Below are 15,982 nucleotides of genomic sequence, written 5' to 3'. Positions count from 1 at the left end.
CCCCACCCGCCGTTCCATATCTGGACCAGAGCGGTACGATTCTGCAATGCCGAACCCAGCGTCATCCGGCCGGACGTCACCGCCGACCGCACGCGTGGTGGCCGTGCTCGACTTTCTGGCCCGCCATCCCCTCGACCGCTTCGGGCTGTCCGAACTGGCCCGTCGACTCGGCCTGTCCAAGCCGACGTGCCTGGGCATCGTCACCACACTGACCGAGGCCGACTACCTGGTACGCGACGCCCAAGACAAGACGTACCGGCTGGGTCCCGCCCTGATCTCGCTCGGGCACACGGCGCAGGAGTCGATGCGCGTCGATCCCGCCGCCCGTGAGGAGCTGCGACGGCTGTCGTCGGCGTACGGCACCACGGTGGCGCTGTCAGCGGTCATCGACGACCGGATCACGCTGCTCGAGCTAGTCGGACCGCCCGGTGCAGAGGTCGGCGTGCGAGTGGGCCAGAGCTATCCGTTCGCGCCCCCGGTCGGGCTGATGTTCGTGCTCTGGGATGACGACGCGCTGCGGGACTGGCTCGCCAAGGAACCGACGATCCCGCTGCGTACCGATACCGAACGGCTGGACCGGGTCATCGCCGAATGCCGCGCATCCGGCTACCTGGTCGAGCGGCTGACCCCCGGCGGCCGACGCCTGTACGCCCTCATGGCGGGCATGTCCAGCAGGCTGCCCGACGAGTTGCGCGCGCTGCTCGGTGAACTCGTCTCGGACGTCGGCGAGCGCGTCTACCTCTCGAGCGAGAGCAAGACGGTAGGCCAACGCCGCAGTGTTCGTACGGATATCAGCGTCATCTCCGCGCCGGTGTTCGATCACCACCGGCGCCAAGCCATGGTGGTGTCGCTTCAACTCGGCTGCGCACTTACCGACACCGAGATCGTCAAGCGCGCCCGCGGACTTGTCGGCACGGCGGACGTGCTGACCAGTCGACTCGGCGGTTCCAAACCGGAGCGCTAGACCTCGGCGAGCACCGTGAGTGCATCGGTGGGCGCCACCTGCAGCCCGCAGCGATCCTTGAAGGCGGTCAGCGGTGCCTGGATCGCGCGAAGGTCGTCACCCTGCTCGGGATGGTCACGGAAGTAGGCGTCGAACTGTCCGACGGCTGCGAAGGCCGGCTGGCGCGTGGCCTCGATGAGGGCCTCGTTGACGTCGGGGTGCGCGGCGAAGTAGGTCGAGAGCGACGCGGTGACCGAGCTGATCGTCGTGGCCAGGCCCGCGGCGTTGCAGTCGTCGGCAGCGGGTGCCGCGGCGGTGGCGGACGTCGACGGCGTCGTGGGCTCGGTGGGTTCCTCCGGGTCGGCGCCGGCCGAGGGCACGCTGAGCATGGCGCACGTTGCACCCGCTGCGAGCAGGCCGAAGGTGGTTCGCCGGAGGGTCACAGCACGATTCATGGGATTCACTCCTTGGTTCGGGCCGCACACGGTCTTTCCCCGGCCACTAGGACTGACTTCGCCAGCCCCGGTCCTCGTGTTACTGCTGTGACGGAAGTTGCTGGTCAGCTGGTACTCGCCAGCGCGAACGGCAGCACGGCCTCCGCGCCTGCCGCACGCACCACGCGGGCCGCCATCGTCAGTGTCCAGCCGGTGTCGGTCATGTCGTCGACCAGCAACACCGGGCCGTTCGACGCTCCGATGACGGCCGGGTCGGGAGGCGTCCACGCACCCTGCAGCGCGGCCACGCGGTAGGCGGAGTTCGCCGCCGTCACCGCGCGGCGCTCGGGCGCGTACTGCAGCGTGCCGAGATCGGTCAGTTTGCCGAGCCGGGAGAGCTCGCGGGCCAGCGACGCGATCAGCTTCGGGTGGCGGTCCGAGTCCAACGCCAGCACCGCGGTCGGCCGGGTCTGCCATTCCCACGAAGCGAGCACCTTCACCGCGGCCGCCACCACGTCGTCGGACACCTCCGCGTCGGGCTCGTCGAGCAGCCGCCGCAGCCGGGCACCCCAGCCCAAGTCGGTCAGTCGCCCGATGACCCGACCCGGCGCGGGGCCGTCGCCGATCCGTCCGCTGAGGTCCACTCCGAGCTTGCCCAAGCCCGACGGCCACTGCTTGCGCGGCGTGAGCTCGACGCCGGGCCGCATGAGCCGCGCACGGGTCTCCTCGGCGGCCGTCGCGTCGACGTCGGCGTCGTAGCGCTTTCCAGTGCAGTTGTCGCAGCGGCCGCAGCGTTCGCCATCGCGCAGTTCGGGATCGTCGAGTTGGCCACGCAGGAAGGCCATCCGGCACCCGTCGGTGGACTGATAATCGAGCATCGCCTGCTGCTCCCGCTTGCGTGCCTCGTCGAGCTTGCGGTACCGCGGCTCGTCGTAGGTCCACTGCTGCCCGGTGCCAATCCAGCCGCCCTTCACCCGTCGCACGGCCCCGTCGACGTCGAGCACCTTCAGCACCATCTCCAGCCGGGTACGTCCGAGATCAACCAAGGGCTCCAGTGCGGGCGTCGACTGTGGCCGCTCGGGCTCCAGTGCACCAATCACGTTGCGCACCATGGCTTCCGATGGGAATGCGACCGAGGCGAAGTAGCGCCACACGTCCTGGTCCTCGTGGCCGGGCAGCAGGACGACCTCGGCGCTGGCGGTGGACCGGCCCGCGCGGCCGACCTGCTGGTAGTACGCGATCGGTGACGACGGTGCGCCAAGGTGCACGACGAAGCCGAGGTCGGGCTTGTCGAACCCCATGCCGAGCGCGGACGTGGCGATCAGCGCCTTGACGCGGTTGGCCAACAGGTCCGCTTCGAGCTGTTCGCGTTCGGCGGCCTCGGTGGACCCGGTGTAGGCCGCCACCTGGTGACCCTGCTCGCGCAACAACGCGGCGACGTCGTGGGCCTGAGCCACGGTCAACGTGTAGACGATGCCGGATCCGGGTAGCGAATCCAGCTGTGTGGCAAGCCATGCCGCGCGTTGGGCGGGATTACCCGCTTTGACCACCGACAGCCGCAATGACTCGCGATCCAGCCCGCCACGCAGCACCAGGGTCTCCCCGCCGCCGACCCCGAGTTGGGTGGCCACGTCGTCGACCACCCGGTCGTTGGCGGTGGCCGTGGTGGCCAGCACGGGAACGTCGGTGCCCAGTTCGCCGATCAGCGTCCGGATGCGGCGGTAGTCGGGCCGGAAGTCGTGGCCCCAGTCCGAGACGCAGTGCGCCTCGTCGACCACGACCAGGCCCGCGTCACGTGCCAGCGCGGGCAACACCTGGTCGCGAAAGTCGGGGTTGTTCAACCGTTCCGGGCTAACGAGCAGGACGTCGAGGTCGCCGCCACGGACGCGCTCGTGGATCTCGGCCCAATCGGCGACGTTGCTCGAGTTGATGGTCGCGGCGTGCACACCGGCCCGCTCCGCGGCGGCCACCTGGTTGCGCATCAACGCCAGCAGCGGCGACACGATCACCGTCGCGCCGTGCCCCGACGCGCGGAGCAGTTTGGCGGCGATGAAGTACACCGCCGACTTGCCCCAGCCGGTGCGCTGCACGACGAGCGCCCGACGGCGATGCACCACCAGCGCCTCGATGGCGATCCACTGGTCGTCCCGCAAGGTGGCGTCGGGCCCAGCGAGTTGTTCGAGGATTGCCTGGGCCTGCTCGCGGGTCGCCTGCATGCCACCATCGTGCCCGGTCGGTGTGACGGACTAGTACGCGTAGGCGTTCTTGGGCTTTTCGATGCGGATCGCCTCTGTCACTTCCATCGTCGGAATGAAGCCGTCCTCGACGTGCGACGAACCGGGGCGGATCCGGCCCACGACTCGAACCCAGGTGTCCTCCGGGTAGTCCGCGGCCGTCGCCAAGCCGGCCCCGGTGAGGTGGACACGGGCGAGCTGCGCATCGGCCGCGCAACAGACGATGACGACGCGGCCGAGGTCGACGGCGCCCGAACCGTGCACGGTGAACCCGGTCAGCGTGATCGTCCTGCCGTCCAACGAGTGCGCAGAGTCGGCGGCCGCCCGCATGACGGCCTCCGGCAGCGGCACCTCGGGCGCCGGTCCGGGCGGCAGCGGCGGGAACGGTCGAAGCGTGGGAGTACTGACCGCGGCGGGCGGTGGATTCGTGCCCCGCGCATCGAGCGGCGGCGGCACCACGAACGCGACAAGGGCGATCGGGACGAGCAGCAACCACGCCAGCCCCGACCGATGCGCGTGGCCGTGCCCACCCTCGGCAGCGCCCCGGAGCTCACCCACCACGCCGGACAGCCCAAGCACGACGAGCACCACCGCGGCGACGGCCAACCATCCCAACAGCGACGGCTTGACGTAGTTCAGGTACGTGCCCTTGACGAGCATCACCGCCGTGGCAAGCCCGACGAGCACGAGCAGGACGTACTGGGTAACCCGACTCACGCGCCGCTCCCCAGCATCGCCAACCCGACGAGCGTCGCGACGGTCGTGGCCACCACGAACGTGACGGGACCGAACCGCACCGCGAACGCTCTGCCGAACATGCCGACCTGCATGGCGGCCAGCTTCAGGTCGATCGCAGGCCCCACCACCAGGAACACCAGCCGTGGCACCAGCGGCAGCATCGTCAGGCTCGCGGCGACGAACGCGTCGGCCTCCGAGCAGAGTGCCAGCACCACCGCGAGCACCGCCATCGTCAGCACGCCGACGAGCAGATTGCCCGCGAGATGCTGGAACACCCAGGGCGGCAACGCCACCCGCAGCGCCGCGGCGGCCGCAGCGCCCAACACCAGATACGACGCCGCCTGCAGAAAGTCGTGTCGGGCGGCCGCGCTGAACACGGCCCATCGGGAGGCGTCGTCGGCCGGTGGCGCGGGCAGCTCACGGGTCACCCACTCCCGGCGCCCGAATCGCGACCACAGCAGCCCCATCACGACCGCAGTGGCCAGCGAGGCCACGCACCGGGCCGCCACCATGGCCGGCTGGCCGGGAAACGCCACCGCGGTGGCCACCAGCACGACGGGGTTGATCGCGGGGGCCGACAGCATGAAGGTCAACGCCGCGGCGCCACTCGTTCCTGGTCCAAAGATTCTGCGCGCCATCGGGACCGAACCACATTCGCAGCCTGGCAGCGCGGCGCCGCCCACTCCGGCGACGGCCACCGCAAGCGCTGGACTGCGCGGCAGCCATCGAGCCAGCCGCTCCGCACTGACGAATGCCGCGATCAACCCGCTCAACACGACGCCGAGCACCAGGAACGGCAGGGCTTGGACGAACACCCCGCAGAACACGGTCGCCGCCACGCTGAGGTTGGCCCTTCCGGCCAGAAACGCACTCATCGCGCTGGCGGAAAGCGCCAGCGCGATGAGGCTTACGAGCAGTACCTCCAGGGAACCGAGCCGTCGGGTGCGGTCGGTCGGGGCGGCGGTCACCGCCCCATCCTGCCCGTGGTTGCTGTTAGACGGCGGTCTTCAGGGCGTCGGTCAGCTGATTCGACGTCGCCTGGATGCCGCACTGCGTCGACAACTCAGTGACGGGCTGCTGAAGGCCCTTGAGGTCATCGGCGACCTTCGGGTTGTCCGCGAAGTACGTGCGGTATGACACCTGCGCCTCCGTCGGCGACTGCTTGGCGATGTCCGTCAGCGCCAGGTTGGTCTGCGGGTGGGTCTGCAGATAGGTGCTCATCGACAGCTGCACCGAACTCTCGGTGGTGGCCACCCCACTGGCGGTGCACTCGTCGGGCGCAGCGTTGGCGCTCGGCAGTGCGATCGTCGCGGTGGCGATGCCACCCAGCAGGCCGCCGGCGAGCATTCCGTACAGGCCGCGGCGAAGCGTCATTGCGGTCATCATGGTTTCCTCCTTGGGTCTGCGATTGGTTTGATCGCAGCCCACGGCCTAGCCATCTCACCGAACGGCAAACACCCGAGCCGACCCGACCGGCGCCGGACCGACGGCATCCATGCAGGCCAGGCAGTAAAACCCGACGCCCGAAATTAACTTGCTTAGCCCGGCTAGCTTGGGGCTGCTGAGGCGGCCGTGACCGGGTCGGCCACGTCAAGCTGGCCGGGGCCTTCCGTTCCGCCGAGCGCGGCGCACGCCGATTGCGCGCTCGCCGTGCCGGTCGCGAACATGCCGACAAGTACACCGGCGGCGACGGCCGCTCCCGCGACCGAGCGCAGTCGTCGCAACATGTCAGCCGAGTTCGTACAGGTCGCGCGACACTCGGAAGTAGTGCCCGCTACTGGTGTCGGTGCACGTCACGGCCGTGGGCGCGCTGTCGCAGGTGATGACGCCCATCGACTGTGACCGTCCATAGGCGAGCGTCGGCCACGGACCCACGCCTCCATCCAGCGCTGCATAGGAACACCGGACGAACCCCGGCTTGCCGACATCGAGCCGAACGTCGTTACCCGAACCGGATGTCCCCGGACAGGGCTCGCCCGTCTGGCCTCGACCCACGCCCGGCGGCACCGTGTACGTGATCTGGTCGAGCTGGCACAGCGCGATGGGAGCTTCGCCTTCTTCCTCAAGCACGCAGCGGATGTTCCCCGACGGGGAGGAGAACTTCACGCGGCCATCATCGGCGTGGGCGGTTGCCGGGACCAGCATCGCGAACGCGGCGGCGGTTGCGGCGAGAGCCACACCAAGCGTGGTGGTTTTCATGTCGTGCCGTGTTCCTTACCTCATGCGCCGCCTCATCGGCCGCGTCGTTGAGGCAATTACACATCAGATTGGGTAGCTACCGATCACGAGATCGGCAGTGAGCCCAACCCACTCAGTTGGCGGTCGCGCCGTCTTGTTCGCGTTTGAGCTCCAGCGCGATGTCGATCAGCTGGTCTTCCTGGCCGCCGATGAGCTTGCGTTGCCCGGCCCGGTGCAGCAGCTTGTGGGCGGGCACGCCGTAGCGTTCGGACTGGCGGATGGCGTGCTTGAGGAAGCTGGAGTACACCCCCGAGTAGCCCATGATCAGCGCGTTGCGGTCGAGCAGGCACTCTTGCGGCATCGCGGGCGCGACGACTTCTTCGGCGGCGTCGGCGATGTCGAAGAAGTCGATGCCGGTCTTCACGCCGATCTTGTCGAACACCCCGATCAGCGCCTCGACGGGCGCATTGCCCGCACCGGCGCCGAACCGTCGGCAGCTACCGTCGATCTGCTTGGCGCCTGCCCGGACCGCCTCCACCGAGTTGGCCACCCCGAGTCCGAGGTTCTCGTGGCCATGGAAACCGACCTGCGCGTCGTCGCCGAGTTCCGCGACCAGCGCCGCCACCCGGTCCGCGACACCTTCGAGCACCAGCGCACCCGCCGAGTCCACGACGTAAACGCACTGACATCCGGCGTCGGCCATGATGCGGGCCTGAGCTGCCAGCTTCTCCGGCGGGATGGTGTGGCTCATCATCAGGAAGCCGACCGTCTCCAACCCGAGTTCGCGCGCCAGCCCGAAGTGCTGGATCGAGACGTCGGCCTCAGTGCAGTGGGTGGCGATCCGGCAGATCGAGCCACCGTTGTTCTGCGCCTCCTTGATGTCGTCCTTCGTCCCGAGTCCGGGCAGCATCAGGAAGGCGATCTTGGATTCCTTGGCCGTCTCGGCGGCCAGCTTGATGAGCTCCTGCTCGGGGGTCTTGGAGAAGCCGTAGTTGAAGCTCGACCCGCCCAACCCGTCGCCGTGGGTGACCTCGATGACCGGCACGCCCGCGGTGTCGAGCGCGGCGACGATGGCCTGCACTTCATCCTTGGTGAACTGGTGGCGCTTGTGATGACTGCCGTCGCGCAGCGACGTGTCCGTCATCCGGATGTCCCACATGGGGTTGAAGAAGATGCCGCTCATGCCTGACCTCCAGCTGTTGCAGACAGAGACTCCTTGGCGATTTCCTCGCCGACCTTGGTCGCTGCCGCGGTCATGATGTCCAGGTTTCCAGCGTAGGGCGGCAAGTAGTCGCCCGCACCCTCCACTTCGACGAACGTGGTGACCAGCGCCTGGCCGCCCGAGTGCACCGACGGCGGATCGAACTGCGGCTCGTTGAGCAAGCGGTAACCCGGCACGTAGGTCTGCACCTCGGCGGCCACTTCCTTGATGGACTTGGTGATGGCGTCCTGGTCGGCGTCCTCGGGGATGGCGCAGAAGATGGTGTCGCGCATGATCATTGGCGGATCGGCCGGGTTGAGGATGATGATTGCCTTGCCGCGCTTGGCGCCGCCGATCACCTCAACGCCCCTACTGGTGGTCTTGGTGAACTCGTCGATGTTGGCTCGCGTGCCGGGTCCGGCCGACGCCGACGACACCGACGCGACGATCTCGGCATACGGCACGTCCACGACGCGCGACACCGCGTACACCATCGGGATGGTGGCCTGGCCACCGCAGGTGACCATGTTGACGTTCGGCGCGTCGAGGTGCGCGCGCAGGTTCGCAGGCGGAATGACGCCAGGGCCGACCGCGGCCGGCGTCAGGTCGATGGCCCGGATGCCTGCCTCCGCGTAGCGCGGCGCGGCATCGCGGTGCACGTAGGCGCTGGTGGCCTCGAAGACCAGATCCGGCTTCTCGTCCAACCCAAGCAGCCAGTCGACGCCCTCGTGGCTGGTCTCGAGCCCCAGCTTGCGGGCCCTGGCCAGGCCTTCACTCTCGGGGTCGATGCCGATCATCCAGCGCGGTTCCAGCCAGTCCGAGCGCAGCAACTTGTACAGCAGATCGGTACTGATGTTGCCGGACCCGACGATCGCGACGGATGCCTTGCGCGGCATGAGCTACTCCTCTTACTCGAACTCGAACTACTCGAACGACAGGTGGACTGAACCTAGTCCGTCGAATCGAGCTACGAAATCGTCGCCTGGACGTGCATCTATCGCACGCGTGCACGACCCCGGCAACACGATGTCGCCGGCCTTCAAACGCACCCCGAATTGGTCGACCTTTCGGGCCAGCCACGCCACGGCGGTGACGGGGTTGCCCAGCACCGCGTCGCTGCGGCCCTCGGCGACGACCTCACCGTTGCAAGTGAGCACCGCGTCGATGTTGCAGATGTCGATGTCCTTGGGCGACACCCGCTCCTTGCCGAGCACCCAACCCGCCGACGACGCATTGTCGGCGATCGTGTCGCACAGCTTGATCTTCCAATCGGTGATCCGGGTGTCGATCAACTCGATCGACGGCGCGAACGCGGCGGTGGCGGCCAACACGTCGTCCTCGGTACAGCCCTCGCCGGGCAGGTCGTCGGCCAGAATGAAGCCGACCTCGACCTCGACACGGGGATAGAGGAAGCGACCGGCCTTGACGGGAACGTCCTCGAACACCTCCATCTCGTCGAGCAGATGGCCGTAGTCGGGTTCGTCGACGTTCATCATCTTCTGCATGGCCTCCGACGAGAGGCCGACCTTGTGCCCGATGACACGCGCGCCCTCCGCGACCCGCTGCCGGATGTTGATCAGCTGGATCTCGTAGGCGTCGACCACGTCGATGCCGGCCACCCCGTCGGTCAACGGCTTGATCGGCACCTTGCTGCGCTCGGCCTGGGCCAGCTCGGCGGCCAGCTCGTCGCGCACCTCAAAGGACAGCATTCGGGTGAAGTCCCCTCGTTTCGTCGACCGGCACAGTTGTGGGTCGGCCGGGCAATTCTATAACGTGTTCTACATGACTGAGCAGGAGTACGACGTCGTCGTGGTCGGCAGTGGCGCTGCCGGCATGGTCGCCGCCCTCACCGCTGCCCACCAGGGACTCTCGACAGTAGTCGTTGAGAAGGCCCCGCACTACGGGGGTTCCACTGCGCGGTCAGGTGGCGGAGTGTGGATCCCGAACAACGAGATTCTCCAGCGTGACGGGGTCAAAGACAGCCCAGCCGCGGCGTCCGAATACCTGCACGCGATCATCGGCGACGTCGTCCCCGCGGAGAAGATCGACACCTACCTCCGGCGTGGACCGGAGATGCTGTCGTTCGTGCTCAAGAACTCGCCGCTGAAGTTGTGCTGGGTTCCGGGTTACTCCGACTACTACCCCGAGACCGCGGGCGGAAAGCCCACCGGGCGATCCGTCGAGCCGAAGCCGTTCAACGCCAACAAGCTGGGCGCGGATCTGCCCGGCCTGGAGCCGCCGTACGGCAAGGTCCCGATGAACATGGTCGTCATGCAACAGGACTACGTCCGGCTCAACCAGCTCAAGCGCCACCCGCGCGGCGTGCTGCGCAGCCTCAAGGTCGGCATCCGGGCGACGTGGGGCAAGGTCACCGGCAAGAACCTGGTCGGCATGGGTCGGGCGTTGATCGCCCCAATGCGCATCGGGCTCCAAAAGGCCGGCGTGCCCGTGCTTCTGAACACGGCGTTGACTGACCTGTACGTCGAGGACGGTGTCGTGCGCGGCGTCTATATCCGTGAAGCGCGCGACTCCGAATCAGCTGAGCCGCAACTCATCCGGGCGCGGCGCGGCGTGATCCTCGGCAGCGGCGGGTTCGAGCACAACGAGCAGATGCGCGTGAAGTACCAGCGGGCACCCATCACCACCGAGTGGACGGTCGGCGCGAAGGCCAACACCGGCGACGGCATCCTGGCCGCCGAGAAGCTCGGCGCGGGACTGGAATTCATGGAGGACTCCTGGTGGGGCCCGACGGTGCCGTTGGTCGACGCACCGTGGTTCGCGTTGTCGGAGCGCAACTCCCCCGGCTCGATCATCGTCGACACGTCGGGCAAGCGATTCATGAACGAGTCGATGCCCTATGTCGAGGCCTGTCACCACATGTACGGCGGAGAATACGGCCAGGGGCAGGGCCCCGGCGAGCACATTCCGGCGTGGCTGATCTTCGACCAGCAGTACCGCGACCGGTTCATCTTCGCGGGTCTGCAACCGGGCCAACGGATTCCGAAGAAGTGGCTGGAATCCGGCGTCATCGTCAAGGCCGACACGCTCGAGGAGCTCGCGCAGTTGACGGCACTTCCCGCCGACGCGCTGAACGCGACCATCGACCGGTTCAACGGGTTCGCCCGCTCGGGCGTCGACGAGGACTTCAAGCGCGGCGAGAGCGCCTACGACCGGTACTACGGCGATCCGACCAACAAGCCCAACCCGAACCTCGGGGAGCTCAGCCACGCGCCCTACTACGCGGCCAAGATGGTGCCAGGCGACCTCGGCACCAAGGGCGGCATCCGCACCGACATCAGCGGCCGCGCACTGCGTGACGACGACTCGGTCATCGAGGGTCTATATGCTGCGGGCAACGCCAGCTCACCCGTGATGGGGCACACCTACCCCGGGCCGGGCGGCACCATCGGGCCGGCCATGACGTTCGGTTACCTGGCGGCGCTGCACTTGGCGGGGAAGGACTAGCCGTGCCGATCAACCTGGACGAGGCGCTTAGCGCCGAGCTACCCCCCGATGAATTCTCTTGGACCAGTAGCGATGTCCAGCTCTATCAGCTCGGGCTCGGGGCGGGCTCCGACCCGATGGATCCCCGCGAGCTGCGGTATCTGGCCGACGACACTCCGCAGGTGCTGCCGACGTTCGGCAACGTCGCGCAGACCTTCCACATGACCGAACCGCCAACGGTTCAGTTCCCCGGCATCGACATCGAACTGTCCAAGGTGCTGCACGCCAGTGAGGCCGTGACGGTGCCCGGCCCCATCCCGGCGTCGGGTACCGGCATCGCGGTGACGCGGTTCACCGACATCTGGGACAAGGGCAAGGCAGCGGTGATCTGGTCGGAGACCACGGTCACGTCGCCCGAGGGCACGCTGCTGTGGACCCAGCGGCGCTCGATCTTCGCCCGCGGCGAGGGTGGCTTCGGAGGCGAACGCGGTCCGTCGACCTCGTCAGAGCCCTCGGACCGGGCACCTGACTTCGAACTGTCCGTCCCGGTGTCACCGCAGCAGGCCCTGCTGTACCGGATGTGCGGGGACCGCAATCCGCTGCACTCCGATCCCGGATTCGCCTCCGCCGCTGGATTTCCCAGACCCATCCTGCACGGGCTGTGCACCTACGGCATGACCGCGAAGGCCATGACGGACCTGCTGCTCGACGGCGACACGTCGCGCATCGGCAGCTACGGCGCGCGCTTCGCAGGCGTGGTGTTCCCTGGCGAGACGCTCAAGGTGAACATCTGGAAGAACGGGGATGGCTTCCAGGCGGTGGTGACCGCACCCGAGCGTGACGACGCGGTGGCACTGGCCGGCGTCGAACTGGTGCCGGCTTAGACCCCTTGCGGCTCAACCGATCCGGCGCGAAGGTTGGGGCGGTGCCTCCTTGTGCAATGCCGTGTCGACCCATGACCGGGCCGACGGGCACGTCCGCAAGTGCTTGTAGATGTGGTCATGCAATTCGGGTGCCTCGAGTGCATCGGTGACCACGATCGGGACGGGAAAGCTAGCTCCACAGCCGCCGGGGCATTCGACTGTCAGGATGCCTGGCGCCTCGATCGAGTAGGTGTGCTCGGGCTGGACGAGTGGCATCGCCGGCCGACAACCGGCCCTCGTCGCATGGACGAGTGCGTCGACTTTGGCCGACGACAGCAACACGCGTGGCCTTCCGGCCCAACCGCACGAGCACCTCCCCTGCGCCAGGTGGCGCGGTTGAATCGCTACGACGACTCCTTGGCCGTCCGGGTCCCCCATTGGATTAATCCCCCTCTCAACCACATCCTCCGAAGCCCTGCGGCCACCACCTCCCCCGGCGAACCGACCCAAAGTATGTGATCTAGATCACATCACTGTATCGTTTGCTCAATTCGCTGTCAATCCAATGCAGCGGTCATCGAAGCAAGCTTTGACCTCGGGCAAGCTCCGTCAACTCCGCGCTGACAGATGATTGCTGATGCAAAGGCTGGCGGGCCGGAAACAGACACGACGTCGGCCGAACGACGTGATGTGCGGGTACTGCAGGCGTTTGGTGGGTCGCCGCTCAGGGCTTGATGTTCAACGATGCGACGATCTCCCCTAGGCCGTTGACGAGCATCTGGGCGTCGCGTTCGTTGCTGGTGGCATCGAGTTGCAATACGTACAGTCCACCCGGGCCGGGGATGACGATCGTTTCCTGCGCCGCGGCGGCTTTCACCACCTGAAAGTCGTATCCGCCGGCGATGCGGTAAGCGTGGTATCCCGACACCATGGCCGATTCGTCGCCCACCAGATCGAATCCGGGAAGGTTCTTCAACTCACCACCAGCGAACTCGAGCAGCTTTGTGGGGTCGACCTTCCCGTCGAGTTTCGACAGTGTGGCGACGATGTTCGGCGGATAGTCCACGCTCTGCGTCTCCGGCCCTGTGTAGACAACGGCGCCGTAGGCATATTCGGGGGCTTGCTGGCCCGCCTCGATCCAGCCGCTCGGAAACGCGACCTCGATTTGGGGTGCACCTGGATCGCCGCGGCGAATCGGAGTAGCGGTGATGTGTTGGTCCCTGATGTAGTCCGCGATCGTGTAGTTCGCCGCGCCCGGCTCGCTACGCAGGCTCCGCGGTTCCTGCCGGTTGTCGTTGGCCGCTGTCGTCTCAGCCGGCGGCTTCGTGGAAATCGTCCACGACGTGCTTGACGTCGGAGTCGACCGGTCCGGAGCGATATTGTAGGAACCGTTGGAACAGCCCCCGATCGTGATGCTCAGGCATATCGCCGCAAACGCGGCTACCCCCGGGCAGTGCATCACCGCCATGGCGTTTCTCCCAGCTCAGCAGAGCAACTGACGGCTATCACCAGCCGCCGAGACCACGGTAACGGCACATGATTGCAATGTGGCTGGATCGGTCGCGGCAACCGCTAGCCGCCTCAGGTTCCGGTGCGCTCACGGCGATGTCTGGCAACTCGAGGGTGGCGCCAGGCGGGCGAAACGATAGGAGATCCAGCCCTGCACCGTGTCGTCGGCTTCCGCCGCGAGGTCGGCGTGGCCGGCGTCCGGTATCTCCACCCGCTCAATTTGGCCACCCAGTCGGCAGCTGTCAGAAACCGCAGACGAAACCCATGGAGCGAGCACGGTTTCATCCCGCGTGCCGTTTACCACCAGCATCGGCTTATCCAGTTGTCGCTGGGGAAGAGCGATCCTTTGCAGCGCGTCGCGCAGTCTGTCCACGTCGAGCAAAGTGTCGGGCTTCAGATCCGCTCTCGTGCTCCCGTTGCCGGGATCGGTGACTGGAGACTGACAATCAGCTAGGGCGCCCTTGTCGGCCGCTATCCGCCCGTGCAGAAACGCGCGCTCGTCCAGGTCAGCGTTGTACCGCTCAAGACCCACGATCATCAACGGATACAGCGACTGCTGTTCTTCGGTCAACGAACCCGCCCAGGCGAGGTTGGCCACTCCGGTGATATTCGCTGCCGGCGCCATCGCGACGCTTCCCAGCAGCTCGATACCGTCGCCGTAGTAGGAGTTCAGCTCGTTTGCGGCCCATGCCGCCTGGCCACCCTGCGAACTGCCGACGGCGACCCAGCGCGTGGAGACGGTGGGCGAGCTCTCGCGCAGGGCACGGACCGCGTCAATGACGTTGAAGGCCGCAGTTCGCGGCTCCATGAAGGGGTGTGATCCCGACTCTCCAAGTCCTTCGTAGTCGCTGAGCGCAACGGCGTACCGTTGTGCCACAAAAGACCGGATGGTCGGCAGGTAACCCCTCAGATCTGGCTCTGCCGAAGGACCGCAACCGTTGTCGATGCCCGTCGTTGCGTGAGCGAGCGAGATGACCCGCCAACCGTTCTGCGGTGGGCTTCCCCGGGGAATGAAAAACGCACCGGAAACCTGTCGAATCGTGCCGTCCACGCCCGAAACCGAGGTGTACACGGCCCGCCACGATTCCCCTAGTACGGAGTGGGGGTCGTCAAGTGGTGGGTCGAATGGTTCTCGCGCGAGGACGTGACCTCTACTCGCCCAGACATCTGCCCGCACATCGGGCAGCGGCAACACGATCGGGGGTGCGGATGGCGCGGAAGGCAAGCGCGCGGCGCAACCAATCGGTGAAACCGCTGTGAGGACGAGGATGGATGCCAGCGACAGTCCGGACCTCAGCGCGGCGAACGTCCGGCCTCGTGCGCGTGTCATCGGATGCGAGCGGCGTGCCATTGGCGTACGGCTTCTCGCAGATACAACCAGGCACCCTGGAAAATGCCCCGTCGTCCTGCGCGCAGGAGATGCTCCGGAAAGTCGGCTGGCGGACCGCCAGGACGGCCGAGCCGACGATTCGCGTGGATCCGTTCCAGCCCGCGGAAAACCAATCTGAATACGCGGAGAGTGTATTTCGGCGACGAAAGAATCATGCTCGCGTAAAAAGCAGTGAGGCCCGCCGAGTACCCGAAGAACTGCTTCTCGAGTTCCGCGTCAGTCCGGCGGTGGTAGTGCCACGTCACCGCTTGCGGCCAGTGGAGAACCAAGGAGCCCCGTTCCAACAGCATCGAAAGGACCCGTGTTTCCTCACCGCCGTGAGTCAACGTCCCGGCGCCGAGCCGGTTGTCGAAGCCGCCGATCGCACGTAGCGCGTCGGTCCGGAACGCCATATTTCCGCCAGCCCCGAAGCTCGGCAGAGGGTACAGCGGATTGGGCACCGATGTGCCAGCCAGCAAGCGGACCGGGTCCATGCCTCGGCCCTTGTTGAAACCGCCGTAACGTTCGAAGTTGACTTGAGCGCAAGTTTCCAGCTCCGCTGGAAGCATCATTCCCGCCACGGCGTCGGGCCGATCGAGTATCGCGAATCCTCGCTTGATCCAGGCGATCCAGTCGCGGTCAGCCACCTCGTCATCGTCGATCCATGCGACGAATTGGCTGCACACCTCGGACAGGGCACGGTTGCGTGCGTGCGACAGCCCGGGCACGGACTCGTGGCAGCATCGAACGTCCAAGCCGTCAAAGCCATCCCAGCTGTACGCGACGTCTCCGTCACGCGAGTTGTCGACGATCAGCACGTCGAAACGTGAGTCGCTCTGTTGGGAGAGACTGGCCAGGGTCTTGAGCAATCCCGCACGGCGATCGCGGGTACAGATCACCACGGACAGCGATTCGTCAAACGCCCCAACGGGTTCGAGTGGAGGCGGAAGAGTCGACGTGCACACGCGGTCGCGCAGTGTCGCGAGGGCGATCGACGAGTCGTCCGCAACGTCGAAGAATCGGATTGCAGTCGGGACGCCATTCCGGCGAACCAGGCAGAAGGCTGTGG

17 protein-coding genes are annotated in these 15,982 nt (G+C 66.8%); 3 read left to right on the top strand and 14 right to left on the bottom strand.

Features of this window, described 5'->3' with window-relative positions:
- The first annotated feature begins 46 nt into the window (after nt 1-46).
- Complete coding sequence (locus SLQ33_RS16670) at nt 47-964, top strand: IclR family transcriptional regulator (protein ID WP_319454970.1); 918 nt, start codon at nt 47-49, stop codon at nt 962-964.
- On the opposite strand, the gene SLQ33_RS16665 is transcribed toward SLQ33_RS16670, so the two are convergent.
- From SLQ33_RS16665 to SLQ33_RS16620, 10 genes are all read right to left on the bottom strand, one after another.
- A complete protein-coding gene (locus SLQ33_RS16665; protein WP_319454969.1) occupies nt 961-1,398 on the bottom strand; it encodes a hemophore-related protein in 438 nt (145 codons plus the stop codon). The two genes, SLQ33_RS16670 and SLQ33_RS16665, sit on opposite strands and share 4 nt — an antisense overlap.
- A gap of 104 nt (nt 1,399-1,502) precedes the next feature.
- Nucleotides 1,503-3,593 carry a RecQ family ATP-dependent DNA helicase gene (locus tag SLQ33_RS16660; protein ID WP_319454968.1) on the bottom strand — a complete coding sequence of 697 codons (2,091 nt, stop codon included), beginning with the start codon at nt 3,591-3,593 and terminating at the stop codon, nt 1,503-1,505.
- Between the two features lie 30 nt (nt 3,594-3,623).
- Complete coding sequence (locus tag SLQ33_RS16655) at nt 3,624-4,328, bottom strand: TIGR03943 family putative permease subunit (protein ID WP_319454967.1); 705 nt, start codon at nt 4,326-4,328, stop codon at nt 3,624-3,626.
- A complete protein-coding gene (locus SLQ33_RS16650) occupies nt 4,325-5,317 on the bottom strand; it encodes a permease (protein WP_319454966.1) in 993 nt (330 codons plus the stop codon). The genes SLQ33_RS16655 and SLQ33_RS16650 overlap by 4 nt, the downstream gene beginning before the upstream one ends.
- A gap of 25 nt (nt 5,318-5,342) precedes the next feature.
- Nucleotides 5,343-5,735, bottom strand: a complete 393-nt coding sequence (locus SLQ33_RS16645; RefSeq protein WP_319454965.1) for a heme-binding protein — start codon at nt 5,733-5,735, stop codon at nt 5,343-5,345.
- 161 nt (nt 5,736-5,896) lie between these two features.
- On the bottom strand, nt 5,897-6,076 hold the full coding sequence (locus SLQ33_RS16640; RefSeq protein ID WP_319454964.1) for a hypothetical protein: 180 nt from the start codon (nt 6,074-6,076) through the stop codon (nt 5,897-5,899).
- Between the two features lies 1 nt (nt 6,077).
- Entirely contained in the window at nt 6,078-6,548 is a 471-nt protein-coding gene (locus SLQ33_RS16635; RefSeq protein ID WP_319454963.1) for a hypothetical protein, read from the bottom strand.
- A 112-nt stretch (nt 6,549-6,660) separates the two neighbouring features.
- The gene (dmpG, locus tag SLQ33_RS16630; RefSeq protein WP_319454962.1) at nt 6,661-7,710 is read right to left on the bottom strand and encodes a 4-hydroxy-2-oxovalerate aldolase; all 1,050 of its coding nucleotides are present in this window, start codon (nt 7,708-7,710) and stop codon (nt 6,661-6,663) included.
- Nucleotides 7,707-8,624, bottom strand: coding sequence for an acetaldehyde dehydrogenase (acetylating) (locus SLQ33_RS16625; RefSeq protein ID WP_319454961.1), 918 nt, complete (start codon nt 8,622-8,624; stop codon nt 7,707-7,709). Before SLQ33_RS16625 ends, dmpG begins: the two co-directional genes overlap by 4 nt.
- Nucleotides 8,625-8,651: 27 nt before the next feature.
- Nucleotides 8,652-9,437 (bottom strand): 2-keto-4-pentenoate hydratase, encoded by a 786-nt coding sequence (locus SLQ33_RS16620; protein WP_319454960.1) that lies wholly within the window; start codon nt 9,435-9,437, stop codon nt 8,652-8,654.
- Between the two features lie 73 nt (nt 9,438-9,510).
- On the opposite strand from SLQ33_RS16620, the gene kstD reads away from it, so the two are divergent.
- Both kstD and SLQ33_RS16610 read left to right on the top strand, forming a co-directional pair.
- On the top strand, nt 9,511-11,193 hold the full coding sequence (gene kstD, locus SLQ33_RS16615) for a 3-oxosteroid 1-dehydrogenase (RefSeq protein ID WP_319454959.1): 1,683 nt from the start codon (nt 9,511-9,513) through the stop codon (nt 11,191-11,193).
- A 2-nt stretch (nt 11,194-11,195) separates the two neighbouring features.
- Nucleotides 11,196-12,056, top strand: coding sequence for a MaoC/PaaZ C-terminal domain-containing protein (locus SLQ33_RS16610; protein WP_319454958.1), 861 nt, complete (start codon nt 11,196-11,198; stop codon nt 12,054-12,056).
- A gap of 12 nt (nt 12,057-12,068) precedes the next feature.
- On the opposite strand, the gene SLQ33_RS16605 is transcribed toward SLQ33_RS16610, so the two are convergent.
- The 4 genes from SLQ33_RS16605 to SLQ33_RS16590 form a co-directional block, all read right to left on the bottom strand.
- The gene (locus tag SLQ33_RS16605) at nt 12,069-12,311 is read right to left on the bottom strand and encodes a hypothetical protein (protein WP_319454957.1); all 243 of its coding nucleotides are present in this window, start codon (nt 12,309-12,311) and stop codon (nt 12,069-12,071) included.
- 448 nt (nt 12,312-12,759) lie between these two features.
- Complete coding sequence (locus SLQ33_RS16600) at nt 12,760-13,503, bottom strand: LpqN/LpqT family lipoprotein (protein WP_319454956.1); 744 nt, start codon at nt 13,501-13,503, stop codon at nt 12,760-12,762.
- Between the two features lie 129 nt (nt 13,504-13,632).
- On the bottom strand, nt 13,633-14,616 hold the full coding sequence (locus SLQ33_RS16595) for an alpha/beta fold hydrolase (protein ID WP_319454955.1): 984 nt from the start codon (nt 14,614-14,616) through the stop codon (nt 13,633-13,635).
- A gap of 254 nt (nt 14,617-14,870) precedes the next feature.
- Nucleotides 14,871-15,812 (bottom strand): glycosyltransferase family 2 protein, encoded by a 942-nt coding sequence (locus SLQ33_RS16590; protein WP_319455170.1) that lies wholly within the window; start codon nt 15,810-15,812, stop codon nt 14,871-14,873.
- Nucleotides 15,813-15,982: the final 170 nt, after the last annotated feature.

The sequence above is a fragment of the Mycobacterium sp. RTGN6 genome (assembly GCF_033804605.1).
Lineage (GTDB): Bacteria > Actinomycetota > Actinomycetes > Mycobacteriales > Mycobacteriaceae > Mycobacterium.
Note: the sequence above shows the minus strand (reverse complement) of the source record. Positions and strands in the feature narration are given on the sequence as shown.

Bases quoted from the DNA above. Each gene is read 5' to 3' on its own strand.
- SLQ33_RS16670 (WP_319454970.1), top strand. From the start codon at position 47: ATGCCGAACCCAGCGTCATCCGGCCGGACGTCACCGCCGACCGCACGC.
- SLQ33_RS16665 (WP_319454969.1), bottom strand. From the start codon at position 1,398: ATGAATCGTGCTGTGACCCTCCGGCGAACCACCTTCGGCCTGCTCGCA.
- SLQ33_RS16660 (WP_319454968.1), bottom strand. From the start codon at position 3,593: ATGCAGGCGACCCGCGAGCAGGCCCAGGCAATCCTCGAACAACTCGCT.
- SLQ33_RS16645 (WP_319454965.1), bottom strand. From the start codon at position 5,735: ATGATGACCGCAATGACGCTTCGCCGCGGCCTGTACGGAATGCTCGCC.
- SLQ33_RS16640 (WP_319454964.1), bottom strand. From the start codon at position 6,076: ATGTTGCGACGACTGCGCTCGGTCGCGGGAGCGGCCGTCGCCGCCGGT.
- SLQ33_RS16635 (WP_319454963.1), bottom strand. From the start codon at position 6,548: ATGAAAACCACCACGCTTGGTGTGGCTCTCGCCGCAACCGCCGCCGCG.
- dmpG (WP_319454962.1), bottom strand. From the start codon at position 7,710: ATGAGCGGCATCTTCTTCAACCCCATGTGGGACATCCGGATGACGGAC.
- SLQ33_RS16625 (WP_319454961.1), bottom strand. From the start codon at position 8,624: ATGCCGCGCAAGGCATCCGTCGCGATCGTCGGGTCCGGCAACATCAGT.
- SLQ33_RS16620 (WP_319454960.1), bottom strand. From the start codon at position 9,437: ATGCTGTCCTTTGAGGTGCGCGACGAGCTGGCCGCCGAGCTGGCCCAG.
- kstD (WP_319454959.1), top strand. From the start codon at position 9,511: ATGACTGAGCAGGAGTACGACGTCGTCGTGGTCGGCAGTGGCGCTGCC.
- SLQ33_RS16605 (WP_319454957.1), bottom strand. From the start codon at position 12,311: ATGCCACTCGTCCAGCCCGAGCACACCTACTCGATCGAGGCGCCAGGC.
- SLQ33_RS16600 (WP_319454956.1), bottom strand. From the start codon at position 13,503: ATGGCGGTGATGCACTGCCCGGGGGTAGCCGCGTTTGCGGCGATATGC.